The sequence below is a fragment of the Silanimonas sp. genome (genome assembly GCF_044377035.1).
Classification (GTDB): Bacteria; Pseudomonadota; Gammaproteobacteria; order Xanthomonadales; family Xanthomonadaceae; genus Silanimonas.
The window spans coordinates 21,858-34,311 of record NZ_JBILJW010000006.1 but is presented as its reverse complement, the minus strand read 5'-3'; the positions used below and the strand labels follow the sequence as shown (position 1 = coordinate 34,311).

Sequence of the window (12,454 nt, the reverse complement as noted above, 5' to 3'; positions counted from 1 at the left end):
GATCGCTCCGCGGCCTTCGAATGCGAAACCATGCAACGAATCAGGGACGGCGATCGAGCTCGCTGTCGTCCTTCGCCTTCGGCAGCAGGTCCTGCTTGGTGACGTTCAGCCAGATCAACAGCGGGCAGGCCACGAAGATCGAGGACAGCGTGCCGATGATGATGCCGAGCATCTGCGCTTCGGCCATGCCCTCGAGGCTCGCACCGCCGTACAGGTAGAGCGCCAGCACGGTCAGGAACGCCACCACCGAGGTGATGATCGTGCGCGAAAGGGTCTGGTTGATCGAGCGGTTCAGCACCTCATTGGCGCTGACATGGTGCAGGCCACGGAAGTTCTCGCGCACGCGGTCGAACACCACGATGGTGTCGTTGATCGAGTAGCCCATCACCGACAGCACGCCGGCCAGCACGATCAGGTCGAACTCGTGCTGCGTCAGCGCGAACCAGCCCACCACCAGCACCACGTCGTGGAGGGTCGTGATGATGGCCGCCACGGCGAACTTCCACTCGAAGCGGAAGGTGATGTAGACGAGGAAGCCGACGATCACGAAGAACATCGCCAACACGCCGTTCTCGGCCAGCTCCTTGCCCACCTGCGGGCCGACGAAATCCGAGCGCACGACCGTCACGCTGTTGCCGGGCTCGCCGAGCAGGTCGGCGATCGCGCCACCGGTCGCCGCCGCGCTTTCCTGGAGCGCCGCTTCGCCCGCCTCGGCTTCGCGCGGCTGCAGGCGCACCACGATGTCGTTGGCCGCGCCGAAGGTCTGCACCACCGGGTTGCTGTAGCCGGCGCCTTCGAGGGCCGCGCGGACGCGCTCCAGGTCGGGTTCCTTCTCGAACTTCAGCTCGGCGACGGTGCCGCCGGTGAAGTCGAGCGCGAAGTTGAAGCCCTTCATCGGGATCAGCACCAGGGCCGCGACCATCAGCGCAAGGGCGATGGCCAGCGACGGCAGGCGCCAGCGCAGGATGTCGTAGTTCGTATCGAACGGGATGAGTCGGAACACGGGGAAACTCCGGTCAGATCGCCAGGCCGGCCAGCTTGCGGCGGCGGCCGTAGATGAGGGTGGCGACGCCGCGCGACACCGACACCGCGGTGTACATCGAGGTCAGGATGCCGATGATCAGCGACAGGGCGAAGCCCTTCACCGGGCCGGTGCCGAAAACGAACAGCGCGATGCCAGCGAGCAGCGCGGTGACGTTGGCATCAGCAATGGTGCCGGCGGCCTTCTCGTAGCCGGTGGCGATGGCGTTCAGCGGCGTATTGCCGGCACGAAGCTCCTCGCGGATGCGCTCGTTGATCAGCACGTTCGCGTCGACGGACAGGCCGACGGTGAGCGCGATGCCGGCGAGGCCGGGCAGCGACAGCGTGGCGCCGACGATCGACATCACCGCAACCAGCATCAGCAGGTTGAGCAGCAGCGCGATGTTGGTGATGACGCCGAACATCCGGTAGTAGATGACGAAGAACACGAGCACGAGCACGAACGAGGCGGCGATCGACTCGAGGCCGCGGGCGATGTTCTCGGCGCCCAGCGACGGGCCGATGATGCGCTCCTCGGCGAACTCCATCGGCGCGGCCAGCGCGCCCGAACGGAGCAGCAGGGCGAGTTGCTGGGCTTCCTGCGGGCTCTCGAGGCCGGTGGTCTGGAAGTTGCGGCTGAACACGCCGCGGATCGAAGCGAGGCTGATGATCTCTTCCGTCACCTTGGTGCCGCGCACTTCCTGGCCATCGACGATGCGCACTTCCGGCACGCGCTCGATGTACACCACCGCCATCGGCTTGCCGACGTTCTGCGAGGTGAAGTCGAACATGCGCTGGCCGGCCGAGGCGTTCAGCGTGACCGACACGCCCGGTGTGCCGGACTCCGGGTCGGTGATCGAGGTGGCGGCCACGAGCTGGTCGCCGGCGGCGATCACGCGCTTGGCCAGCACCACCGGGATGCGGCTGCCGTCCGGATTGCGCTCGCGCATGTAGTAGATGCGGCCTTCCGGCGGCACGCGGCCGCTGCGTTCGGCTTCGATCGCGTCGGTGGCCGTCAACAGGGCGGCGCGATACTCCAGCGTCGCCGTCGAGCCGATCAGGCGCTTGGCCAGGGCCGTGTCCTGCACGCCGGGCAGCTGAACGACGATGCGCGAATCACCCTGGCGGGTGACGATCGGCTCGGCCACGCCCAGCGCGTTGATGCGATTGCGCAGGATCGAAACGTTCTGGTTGATGGTCTCGGTGAGCAGGGCCTGCAGCGCGGCCGGCGCGATGCTGGCGGTGAAGCCTGGGCCGGCACTGCCACGGAGCGGCTGCAGCTGCAGTTCGGGGGCGTCCACGGCGACAACGCTCAGCGCCTTGGACAGGTCCTCGGCGCGGGAGAGGCGCACGAGGATGTCGTTCGGGCGAACCGTGACTTCCTGCGACGGGATCTTCTGCTCGCGCAGCACCACGCGGATCTGTTCGGCGTAGCTGTTCTCGCGCTTCTCGAGGGCGGCCTTCTGGTCGACCTGGAGCAGGAAGTGCACGCCGCCCTGCAGGTCGAGGCCGAGGCGCATCGGGCTGGCGCCGAACATGTCGAGCCAATCCGGCACGGTCGACGCGAGGTTCTGCGCGACGGTGTAACCCTGCTCCAGCGCGGGGCGCAGCAGCTCGGCGGCGCGCAGCTGGTCAGCGGCATCGAGGCGAACCAGCAGGCTCTCGCCTTCCTTCTGCACCGACTTCGTCGCGACCCCGGCGTCCTTCAGCAGGGCCTCGACGCGGGCGTCGAGCGCGTCGTCGACGGCGAAGCCGCGGTTCGCGGTGATCTGCACCGCCGCGTCCTGCGGGTAGAGGTTGGGGAGCGCGTAAAGCGTGCTGGCGAGCAGCACGATCAGGGCGACGACGTATTTCCAGCGTGCGTATTCGAGCATGGCGTCACTTCAGGCCGGCGGGGCGCCGACCAAAAAGCCGGCATGAAGCCGGCGTGATGGGGGCGATCAGAGGGACTTCAAGGTGCCCTTGGGCAGGACGGCGTTGATGGCGCCCTTCTGCAGCTTCACCTTGGTGCCTTCGGCGATCTCGACGGTGATGAAGCTCTCGCCGACGTCGTCGATGCGGCCGGCGATGCCGCCGCTGGTGACGATCTCGTCGCCCTTCGCCAGCTTTTCCACCATCTGGCGGTGTTCCTTCTGCCGCTTCATCTGCGGGCGGATCATCATGAAGTACATCAGCACGAACACCGCGCCGAGCATGATGACGCTGGGCCAGGGGCTCGGCTGGGCGGGAGCACCGGCGGCGGCTTGGGCGTGGGCGGCGGGGATCAGCAGGTCGAGCAGGGACATGGGCTTGGGGCTTCCAGAAGGCCAAACAGCCGCGAAGTATGCCACGGCGGGCGTTCAGGCCGGCTCACCGGCCTCCCGGGCGCGGTAGAAGCCTTCACGGAATTCGGCGAACCGCCCCTGCTCGATGGCCACCCGGATCCGCTCCATGAGCCGCACGTAGTAGCGCAGGTTGTGGGTGGTGGCCAGCATCGAACCCAGGATCTCGTTGCACTTGTCGAGGTGGCGCAGGTAGCTGCGGGTGAAGCCGCCCGTGCAGGTGGCGCAGTCGCAGCCGGGCTCGATGGGGCGCAGGTCGTGTTCGTACTTCTGGTTGCGGATGCGCACCTGGCCAAAATCGGTGAAGTAGTGGCCGTTACGGGCGTTCCGCGTCGGCATCACGCAGTCGAACATGTCGATGCCACGGGCCACCGCCTCGACGATGTCCTCCGGCTTGCCCACGCCCATCAGGTAGCGTGGCTTGTCCTCGGGCAACTGTGGGCAGATGGCCTCCAGCGTGTGCTCGCGCTCGGCCGCGGGCTCGCCCACCGCGAGGCCGCCCACCGCGTAACCGTCGAAGCCGATGGCCTTGAGCCCTTCCGCCGAACGCGTGCGCAGTTCGGGGTAAACCCCGCCCTGCACGATGCCGAAGAGCGCGGCGTCGTTGCCCTCGTGGGCTTTCTTCGAGCGCTCGGCCCAGCGCAGGCTGAGCTCCATCGAGGCGCGGGCCACCTTCTCGGTGGCCGGGTACGGCGTGCACTCGTCGAAGATCATCACGATGTCCGAGCCCAGCACGCGCTGGATGTGCATGCTCTCTTCGGGCCCAAGGAAGACCTTGCGGCCATCCACGGGCGAGGCGAAGGTCACGCCGGCCTCGGTGATCTTGCGCTTGTGCGCCAGCGAGAACACTTGGAACCCGCCGGAGTCGGTGAGGATGGGCTTCTGCCACTTCGTGAAGCCGTGCAGGCCGCCGTGGGCTTCCATCACCTCGAGGCCGGGCCGCAGGTACAGGTGGAAGGTGTTGCCGAGGATGATCTCGGCACCCAGCGCCTCGACCTCGGCCGGCCGCATGGCCTTCACCGTGCCGTAGGTGCCCACCGGCATGAAGGCCGGCGTCTCGATGGTGCCGCGCGGGAAAGTGATCCGGCCGCGGCGTGCCGTGCCGTCGGAGCCCAGCTTCTGGAACGTCATGCGGCTCATGCGCCCTCCTCCGCCGAAGGCCACAGCAACATCGCATCGCCGTAGCTGAAGAAACGGTAGCGCTGCTGCACCGCGTGGCGGTAGGCCGCCATGATCCGGTCGAAGCCGGCGAACGCGCTGACCAGCATCATCAGCGTCGATTCCGGCAGGTGGAAGTTGGTGAACAGCGCGTCGGCCGAGCGGATGCGATGCCCCGGCGTGATGAAGATTTGTGTGTCGCCGGCGAAGGGCAGCACCTCACCGTCGCGGAATGCCGTCTCCAGCGCGCGGATCACCGTGGTGCCCACGGCGATCACGCGGCCGCCGCGGGCCTTCGTCTGGCGGATCTGCTGGCACAGTTCCGCGCCGACATTCAGCCACTCGCGGTGCATCACGTGGTCCTTCACGTGCTCGGCGCGCATCGGCTGGAACGTCCCGGCGCCCACGTGCAACGTGATGTGCCCGAACTCGATGCCGCGCGCCTGCAAGGCCGAGAGCAAGGACTCGTCGAAGTGCAGGCCGGCGGTCGGCGCCGCCACGGCGCCCACGTGCTTCGAGAACACGGTCTGGTAGCGCTCGTCGTCGCTGATGTCCGCCTCGCGCTGGATATAGGGCGGCAGCGGCATGCGGCCGGCACGCAGCAGCACCTTCTCCAGCGGCTCGGTGGTCTCGAAACGCAGGCGGTAGAACTCGCCGTCGCGGCCGAGCACCGTCACCACGGTGCCGTCGTCGAGCGTGATCGTGCTGTCGGGCTTCGGCGATTTGCTCGCACCAACCTGCGCACGCACCTCATGCGCGCCGGTCACGCGTTCGAGCAGGACCTCGACGCGCCCACCGGTGGCCTTCTTCCCGTAAAGGCGCGCCGGGATCACGCGCGTGTCGTTGAAGACCAGCAGGTCGCCGGGCTGCAGCAGCGACGGCAGGTCGCGCACGTGCAGGTCGACCAGTGCGGCGGGCGACGCGGGCACGTGCAGCAAGCGGGAGGCCGAACGCTCGGCCAGCGGGGCCTGCGCGATCAGTTCCGGCGGCAGGTCGTAATGGAAATCGGACTTCTTCATCGGATCGGCTTGACAGGCCGGCCCTCCAGCGGGCGCCTCGCGGCGCGGGGGCGTGATTGTACGCGCGGCTGCGGGGCATCGTGCCCGGGCCGCGCCCGCTGTTCAGTCCCCGCCGCCTCCTCCGCCGCCATCACCGTCGCCGCTGCAGGCGCCATCGCTTCCGCGGCCGCAGGACGCACTCGTCGCGCCGATCGCTGGCAAGGCATCGGCCTGCCCGCCGGACTGGGACGCCGGCGCCCTTCGCCGCTTCGCCAGCACGACGACCGACACCAGAAGCACCAAGCCAACGCCCAGCATGACCAACAGAATTTTCATCGCATGGCTCCCGAAAAGGAAAACAGCGGTACTCCGACAAGCGTCACCGGACGGCCCCGACGGCTCCAGTGCCGGAAGCTGGGGCACGGGGTCGCTTGCATTGCCATCGGCGAGGCGCAGACTCCCGCGTGTCCCCACAACGAGTGACGCCCATGCCCATCCGTGCCTACGCCGCCACCGCCTCCAAGGGCGCCCTGCAGGCCTTCGAGTACGACGCCGGTCCACTGCCGCCGGAATTCGTCGAGGTGCAGGTGGAGCACTGCGGCCTCTGCCATTCCGACCTCAGCATGGTCAACAACGACTGGGGCAATGCCCGCTACCCGCTGGTGCCCGGCCATGAAGCCATCGGCCGCGTCGTCGCGGTCGGACCGGAAGCCAAGCGCGTCAAGGTCGGCGACCGCGTGGGCATCGGCTGGTACCAGAGCAGCTGCATGGCCTGCGAACAATGCCTGTCCGGCCAGCACAACGTGTGCGGCAAATCGAGCGGCCTGATCGTCTCCGGTTACGGCGGCTTCGGCGAGCGCGTGCGCGCGCACTGGGTCTGGGCCACGCCCATCCCCGAGGGCGTCGATGCCGCAAGCGCCGGCCCCCTGCTCTGCGGCGGCATTACCGTGTTCGGTCCGATCGCCCACTTCGGCATCAAGCCCACCGACCGCGTGGGCGTGGTCGGCATCGGCGGCCTCGGCCACCTCGCCCTGCAGTTCCTCAATGCCTGGGGCTGCGAGGTCACGGCCTTCACCTCCAGCGAATCGAAGCACGAGGAAGCCATCCGCCTCGGCGCGCACCGCGCGGTGGTGAGCACCGACGCGAAGGCGCTGGCCAAGGAGGCCGGCAAGTTCGACTTCATCCTCGTCACCGCCAACGTCACCCTGCCGTGGGGCGCGTACCTCGGCGCCCTCGCGCCGAACGGTCGCCTGCACTTCGTCGGCGCGGTGCTCGAGCCCGTTCCCGTGCCAGCGTTCGCCCTGATCGGCGGGCAGAAGTCCGTGAGCGGATCGCCGCTGGGCAGCCCGGCCACGACCTCGCAGATGCTGGAGTTCTGCGCGCGCCACGAGATCGCGCCGCAGGTGGAGCGCTTCCAGATGTCGAAGATCAACGACGCCTTCGAACGCCTGCACAGCGGCAAGGCTCGCTACCGCATCGTGCTGGACGCCGATTTCGCCTGAGGCGCTTGCCCGGAGCCCTGCGGCGCTCGGGCTTCGCATCGATGGCGGCACCAAAGCAAACGGCCGGGTTTCCCCGGCCGTTTGCGTTACGCGATGAAGCGATGGATCAGAATCGGTAGCGCAGGGTCAGCTGGGCCGCCCACTGCGACTCGCCGCGGTTCTGGCGGACGATCGCGTTCTCGAAGGTGCCGAGGCCGTAGATGTAGCGGCCCGAGGCGTCCGTACCGAGGTAGTTCACGAAGCTGCGGTTCAGCGGGAAGCCGATTTCCTCGATGCGACCCCACTCCTTGTTGATCAGGTTGCCGACGTTGAGGACGTCGAACGAGATCTCGGTGCGGTGGTCCTTCATGAAGCCCGGCAGCTGCTGGCTGATGCGGATGTCGACGTTGTTCACCCACGGGGCGAAGTCGACATTGCGCTCGACGACGCTGCCAGCGAAGCGGTTCAGGCCGTACTGGTTGACGATGTTCCAGAACGCCTGCTCTTCCGCCGCGCCGCCGCGGAACACGACCTCACCCGAACCGAACGCGGTCGGGATGTACATCAGGTCGTTGCCGCCCACGCCGTCGCCGTTCAGGTCGTTGATGTAGGTCCAGCTGTAGGGCTTGCCCTTGCGGCCTTCGTAGAACAGGCCGAAGTCGGTGGCGTAACCGTCGAAGAAGTAGTGGCGGAAGCCAAGCGTGGCGATCAGGCGATCCTTGATCAGGTAGTTCGCGCGGCTCTCGACGTTCTCACCCGGGTTGAACACGTTGGTGCCGTTCCAGTTGGAATTGGCGACCGACGAGGTCAGCGGGCTGACTTCCGTGGCATCGGTGTAGCTGTAGGCGACCGACCACGACCAGGCGTCGTTCTGGCGGCCACGGCTGATGGCCAGCGTGTAGTTCTCGCCACCGCCCTTGTCCGTCGGCTTCGCGACGAGCACGTTGGCGAAGTTGGCGTTGTTCTGCCAACGCGACACGACGCCGCCCGCCGTGGTGCAGGTGCCGCCCACGATCGAGCCACCGTTGCTGTTCCAGCAGGCGGTGTTGTAACCACCCGGGCTCCAGAACAGCTGGCGGCCGTCGCGGCCGGTCGCCGTCGGGGCGCCGAGGTTGATGTGGTCGTAGTAGAAGCCGTCTTCCACCTGGGTGAAGATCGCTTCGGCCGACAGCACGGCGCCCCACCACGGCAGCTCATGCTCGAGCGCGAGGTTGGCCTTCCACACCGACGGCTGATCGAGGTTCTCGTCCAGGAAGTCGACGTTCGAAGCCGGCACCGCGCCGGCGAAGCTCGTCGGCTGCGCGCCGGTGTTCGGCGTGAAGATGCCGGTGCCGGTGGTCGGGCAGGCCGCGAAGCCGGTGATGCCGCAACCGATGACCTGGGTCACGACGCCGGTGTTCGAGTACGGGTTCGACAGCCACACATTGGCCGCGCCGCCCTGGAACAGGCCCACGCCGCCGCGCAGCTGGGTCGGACGGTCGCTGTCGAAGGTGTAGTTGAAGCCCACGCGCGGCTGCCAGAGGATCTCGCTGTCCAGCGTGTTGCTGTTGTTGCGGCCGAAGCCACCGGTGGCGCGCGGACGGCCCGAGGTGACGACGGTCGGGCCGATCGGAGCGGCGGCCGCGGCGTTGAACGCCGGCGACGCCGGCATGCCGGTGAGGTCGACGCGGAAGCCCGCAACGATGGTCAGGTTGTAGTTGACAGCCCAGGTGTCCTGGATGAACGCGCCGAAGTTCTCGAGTTCCCAGTTGGCGGCGCCGTCAGCCACGGCGAAGCCCGGACGACCGACCTGCACCGAGTAGTTGAGCGGGCGGCCCGACTCGAAGCTGTTGGCGCACTCCGCGGTCGTGAGGCAGCCGAAGGTGTAGTTGCCGCGCGTGTCCTGCAGGAAGGCGTTGAACACGTCGAGGTTCGACCAGTCGACGCCGAACTTCAGCTCATGGTCGCCCATGAACAGGTTGCCGGCGAAGTACAGCTCGTCCGAGGTGGTGCCGAGCTGGTTGAAGTGGCGGCTGCGCTCGGTACCGAAGTTCAGGAAGCGGTTGCCGCCATTGACGCCCGCCGGCGGCGTGCCGCCCTGGAAGCGGACGGCGATCTGCGGCAGGTTGCTGTTGTTGATCGGCTCGCTGAAGTACTCGCGGCGCGAGGCGCGCAGCTCGGTCGAGAAGTTGTCCGACCAGTCGCCGAACCACTGCGCCGTCCAGGCTTCAATGGTCTTGTCCTGCGCGTACCAATGCGAGGTCAGGCTGAGATTGGTGGTGTTGAAGCCCGGGAAGATCGGGTTGCTTTCTTCCGTCTTGGTGTAGCGGAAGTTGGCGCGGTGGTTGTCGGTGATGTTCCAGTCGAGCTTGAGGAGGATGTCCTCGACGGTCAGCTCGACCTGCGACGGCGCGTTCACCGCGCCGATGTCGATGCCGTAGCGGCTCTGGGCCAGGCTGCGGACGGCGTCGATCTGGGCCGGGGTGATGAACACCTGGCTGCCGTTGGCGCCCAGCGGCACGAACTCGGTGCCGACGCGGGTCGACTTGGTGTCTTCGTAGGTGGCGAAGAAGAACAGGCGATCCTTCAGGATCGGGCCACCGAAGGTGAAGCCGGCGGTGGTGTCTTCCGACGGCGGCGGAGCGAAGTACGTGTCGGTCGAGGCGGTGTAGCGGTCGCCCGACAGCTTGTCGTCGCGGAACACGTAGTAGACGCTGCCGCGGAAGTCGTTGGTGCCCGACTTGGTGACGGCGTTGATGTTCGCGCCGGTGTAGCCGCGCTGCGTCACGTCGTAGTTCGAGATGTTGACCTGCACTTCCTCGATGGCGTCGATCGAGATCGGCTGCTTGATCGTGGGCAGGTTGTTGGCTTCGAGGCCGAACGAGTCGGAGATGCTCAGGCCGTCGACGGTGATGCTGTTGAAGCGGGTGTTCTGGCCACCGGCCGAGATCTCACCGCGCTCCTTGTCCGTCTGCGAGATGCGCGGGTCGAGGCGCGCGTAATCCTGCAGGCTGCGCTGGATCGAGGCGAAGGTCTCGAGCTGCTCGCGCGAGACGGTGGTGCCGGCGCCGACGGCGGTCGAGCTGAACACCGAGTAGCCGAGGTTGTCGGCGGTCACTTCGACGGTGTCGAGCGTGGCTTCGGCCTGGCCGATCTCGGCGTTGACCTGCGTGGTCTCGGCGAGCTGCAGGAACACATTCTCGATGGTTTCGGTCTGGCCGTCCTTCGTGATGGTCACGAGGTACGGGCCACCGACGCGGAGGCCGCGGGCGGCATAGCGGCCGTTGGCGTCGGTCGTGGCCTGCGAGACCGTGCCCGACGGCACGTGCGTGATCGTGACCTGTGCACCGGCGACGATCGCCTCGTTGGCCGCGGTGACGCGGCCGCCAATGTTGGCGGTCGTGTTCTGCGCCATGGCGGGCGCCGAGGCGAGGGCGATGGCCAAGCCGAGCGCGAGCTTCGAGTAGCGCACCTTGCTGCGATAATTCATGTGTGGACCTGCTCTGGTTTTTTCTTGCGGAGACAGACGATGGCGGCACGTGCCGCCCCGGATGACGAGTTCCGCCGCGATGCGGCGAAGGACTTCGCTGTGGCCGCCGTCGGCTGCTGACGGGCTTCGGATGGGCAATGACAGCCTAACGACAGTTTAACAGCGTAATGAGACCAGATGACGTTTCGATGACTGTCATCTCACTGAACGGCGAGACGCCGCGGGGCGCGCGGCGACCGTCGTTCGGGGCGGGTTATCACCCGCCGGCGCGGCCCAGATAGGCGGCGATCCCGTCGAGGGTCATCTGAACGGAAATGGCCACCAGCACCATGCCCATCAGTCGCTCGAGGGCGGTCAGGGCCCGGGGTCCGAGCAGGCGGTACAGCTTGGTGGCCGAGAACAGGATGGCCGCCGTGGCCGCCCAGGCGATCAGCAGGGCCAGGCTCCAGTCCAGCAGGCGGTCCGGCTCCTTAGAGCCCATCAGCATGACGGCCGCCATGCCCGAGGGACCGGCCACCAGGGGCACGGCCATGGGCACGATGAAGGGCTCGCCCTCCGGCGTGTCGCCGAAGATGCCCTCGGGGGCCGGGAAGATCATCTTCAAGCCGATCAGGAACAGGATGATGCCGCCGGCGATGCTCACCGACTCCTGCCGCAGGCTGATGAACTCCAGGATGTAGCGGCCGCAGAACAGGAACAGGAACAGCACGCCGAGGGCGATCACCAGCTCGCGGGCCAGCACCCGGCGCCGGCGGTGCTCGGGCACCGGCTTCAGCAGGCTCAGGAAGACCGGGACGTTGCCCAGCGGGTCGAGGATCAGGAACAGCAGGATGGCGGCGGCGAGGAGGCTGGAATCCTGCATGGCGGTCTCAGGCGGTGGCCGTCTCGGCGGCGGTGGGCGCGTGGACGCTGCCGCGATGCGCGGCGCCCTCCGCGGAAAGCAGCATCACGCAGGCAGCGGCGTAGGCCTCGGGGCCGGGCACGCGCAACATGGCCTCGTCGACGAAGGCGCGGCTGCGCAGCGGCGTCTTCATCGGGCCGGGGCGCAGGCCACTGACGCGCACGGTGGTGGTGTCGGTCTCGGCGTGGAGCATCCGCACGAGGCCCTCGCCCGCCAGCTGGGTGAGGCCGTAAGCCCCCCAATAAGGCCGCAGCACGCGGGCCGGGTCGTCGAGCACGAAGACCACCGCGGCATCGGGGGACTTCCGCAACAGCGGCAGGCAGGCCTGGGTGAGGAACCAGCGGGCGTTGAGGTTGACCTGCACCTGGCGGGCGAACTGCTCGGGCGGGGTGTTTTCCAGCGGCGTGAGGCCAGCGAAATCGGCGGCGCAATGGAGTACGCCGTCGAGCCGCCCCAGTTCACGGGCAACGGTGTCGGCCAGGGTTTCGAAATCGGAAGGGTCGGCGCCGGCGAGGTCCATCGGATACAGCGCGGGCTCGGGGCCGAGGGCCTTGATCGCGTCGTAGACCCGGCCGAGTTTCGGCACCTTGCGGCCGAGCAGCACCACCGTCGCGCCGGCCTGCGCGCAGGCCTTCGCGGCTTCCGCGCCAAGTCCGCCGTGGGCGCCGGTGACGAGGATCACACGGTCCTTCAGGGGGCGCGGAGCCACGGTCGGGAAGGCGACGAACTCGCTCATGCGGCCTCGGCCTCGGCAACGATGCGCGCCAACTCGCCGGCCTCGGCCAGCTCGGCCACGATGTCGGCACCACCGATCAGCTCGCCCTGCACGAACAGCTGCGGGAAGGTCGGCCAGTCGGCATAGCGCGGCAGGTTGGCCCGGATCTCGGGATCCGCCATGACGTTGACGGTGTGCAGGCGCGTGGCGCCCGCCGCGCGCAAGGCATCGACGGCGCGCTTCGAATAGCCGCACATCGGCACCTCGGGCGTGCCTTTCATGAAGAGCACGATCGGATGGGCCTCGAGCTGGGCCTTGATCCGCTCCATCGCCGCCATGGGATTCCTCGCTGGTTTCACGACGCTGGCACCGTGGGACGGTGCCGCAGGGC

The 12,454-nt window shown here is 67.8% G+C and carries 10 protein-coding genes; 1 reads left to right on the top strand and 9 read right to left on the bottom strand.

The features are described 5' to 3' along the window. Nucleotides 1-40 precede the first annotated feature (40 nt). From secF to queA, 5 genes are all read right to left on the bottom strand, one after another. Nucleotides 41-1,003: a protein translocase subunit SecF gene (gene secF, locus ACIQ6S_RS04575; protein WP_397607323.1), complete on the bottom strand. Its 963-nt coding sequence runs from the start codon at nucleotides 1,001-1,003 to the stop codon at nucleotides 41-43. A gap of 13 nt (nucleotides 1,004-1,016) precedes the next feature. Beyond that, complete coding sequence (secD, locus tag ACIQ6S_RS04570) at nucleotides 1,017-2,894, bottom strand: protein translocase subunit SecD (protein WP_397607322.1); 1,878 nt, start codon at nucleotides 2,892-2,894, stop codon at nucleotides 1,017-1,019. A gap of 66 nt (nucleotides 2,895-2,960) precedes the next feature. Continuing rightward, nucleotides 2,961-3,305, bottom strand: coding sequence for a preprotein translocase subunit YajC (gene yajC / locus ACIQ6S_RS04565; protein ID WP_397607321.1), 345 nt, complete (start codon nucleotides 3,303-3,305; stop codon nucleotides 2,961-2,963). A 54-nt stretch (nucleotides 3,306-3,359) separates the two neighbouring features. Next, a complete protein-coding gene (gene tgt / locus ACIQ6S_RS04560) occupies nucleotides 3,360-4,481 on the bottom strand; it encodes a tRNA guanosine(34) transglycosylase Tgt (RefSeq protein ID WP_397572041.1) in 1,122 nt (373 codons plus the stop codon). Further along, complete coding sequence (queA, locus tag ACIQ6S_RS04555) at nucleotides 4,478-5,518, bottom strand: tRNA preQ1(34) S-adenosylmethionine ribosyltransferase-isomerase QueA (protein ID WP_397607320.1); 1,041 nt, start codon at nucleotides 5,516-5,518, stop codon at nucleotides 4,478-4,480. The genes tgt and queA overlap by 4 nt, the downstream gene beginning before the upstream one ends. A gap of 467 nt (nucleotides 5,519-5,985) precedes the next feature. On the opposite strand from queA, the gene ACIQ6S_RS04550 reads away from it, so the two are divergent. Then, entirely contained in the window at nucleotides 5,986-6,999 is a 1,014-nt protein-coding gene (locus tag ACIQ6S_RS04550) for an NAD(P)-dependent alcohol dehydrogenase (RefSeq protein ID WP_397607319.1), read from the top strand. A 106-nt stretch (nucleotides 7,000-7,105) separates the two neighbouring features. Here the strand turns inward: ACIQ6S_RS04550 and ACIQ6S_RS04545 are convergent, their stop codons facing one another. The 4 genes from ACIQ6S_RS04545 to grxD all read right to left on the bottom strand — a co-directional run bounded on the left by ACIQ6S_RS04545 (nucleotide 7,106) and on the right by grxD (nucleotide 12,401). Then, nucleotides 7,106-10,447: a carboxypeptidase regulatory-like domain-containing protein gene (locus tag ACIQ6S_RS04545; protein WP_397607318.1), complete on the bottom strand. Its 3,342-nt coding sequence runs from the start codon at nucleotides 10,445-10,447 to the stop codon at nucleotides 7,106-7,108. Nucleotides 10,448-10,703: 256 nt separating this feature from the next. After that, nucleotides 10,704-11,309: a YhgN family NAAT transporter gene (locus ACIQ6S_RS04540; RefSeq protein ID WP_397572036.1), complete on the bottom strand. Its 606-nt coding sequence runs from the start codon at nucleotides 11,307-11,309 to the stop codon at nucleotides 10,704-10,706. 7 nt (nucleotides 11,310-11,316) lie between these two features. After that, nucleotides 11,317-12,084 (bottom strand): SDR family NAD(P)-dependent oxidoreductase, encoded by a 768-nt coding sequence (locus tag ACIQ6S_RS04535; RefSeq protein WP_397607317.1) that lies wholly within the window; start codon nucleotides 12,082-12,084, stop codon nucleotides 11,317-11,319. After that, entirely contained in the window at nucleotides 12,081-12,401 is a 321-nt protein-coding gene (gene grxD / locus ACIQ6S_RS04530; protein WP_297877579.1) for a Grx4 family monothiol glutaredoxin, read from the bottom strand. Before grxD ends, ACIQ6S_RS04535 begins: the two co-directional genes overlap by 4 nt. Nucleotides 12,402-12,454: the final 53 nt, after the last annotated feature.

Excerpts from the sequence above, each read along its gene's own strand:
- secD (WP_397607322.1), bottom strand. The coding sequence starts at position 2,894 with ATGCTCGAATACGCACGCTGGAAATACGTCGTCGCCCTGATCGTGCTG.
- yajC (WP_397607321.1), bottom strand. The coding sequence starts at position 3,305 with ATGTCCCTGCTCGACCTGCTGATCCCCGCCGCCCACGCCCAAGCCGCC.
- tgt (WP_397572041.1), bottom strand. The coding sequence starts at position 4,481 with ATGAGCCGCATGACGTTCCAGAAGCTGGGCTCCGACGGCACGGCACGC.
- queA (WP_397607320.1), bottom strand. The coding sequence starts at position 5,518 with ATGAAGAAGTCCGATTTCCATTACGACCTGCCGCCGGAACTGATCGCG.
- ACIQ6S_RS04550 (WP_397607319.1), top strand. The coding sequence starts at position 5,986 with ATGCCCATCCGTGCCTACGCCGCCACCGCCTCCAAGGGCGCCCTGCAG.
- ACIQ6S_RS04545 (WP_397607318.1), bottom strand. The coding sequence starts at position 10,447 with ATGAATTATCGCAGCAAGGTGCGCTACTCGAAGCTCGCGCTCGGCTTG.
- ACIQ6S_RS04540 (WP_397572036.1), bottom strand. The coding sequence starts at position 11,309 with ATGCAGGATTCCAGCCTCCTCGCCGCCGCCATCCTGCTGTTCCTGATC.
- ACIQ6S_RS04535 (WP_397607317.1), bottom strand. The coding sequence starts at position 12,084 with ATGAGCGAGTTCGTCGCCTTCCCGACCGTGGCTCCGCGCCCCCTGAAG.
- grxD (WP_297877579.1), bottom strand. The coding sequence starts at position 12,401 with ATGGCGGCGATGGAGCGGATCAAGGCCCAGCTCGAGGCCCATCCGATC.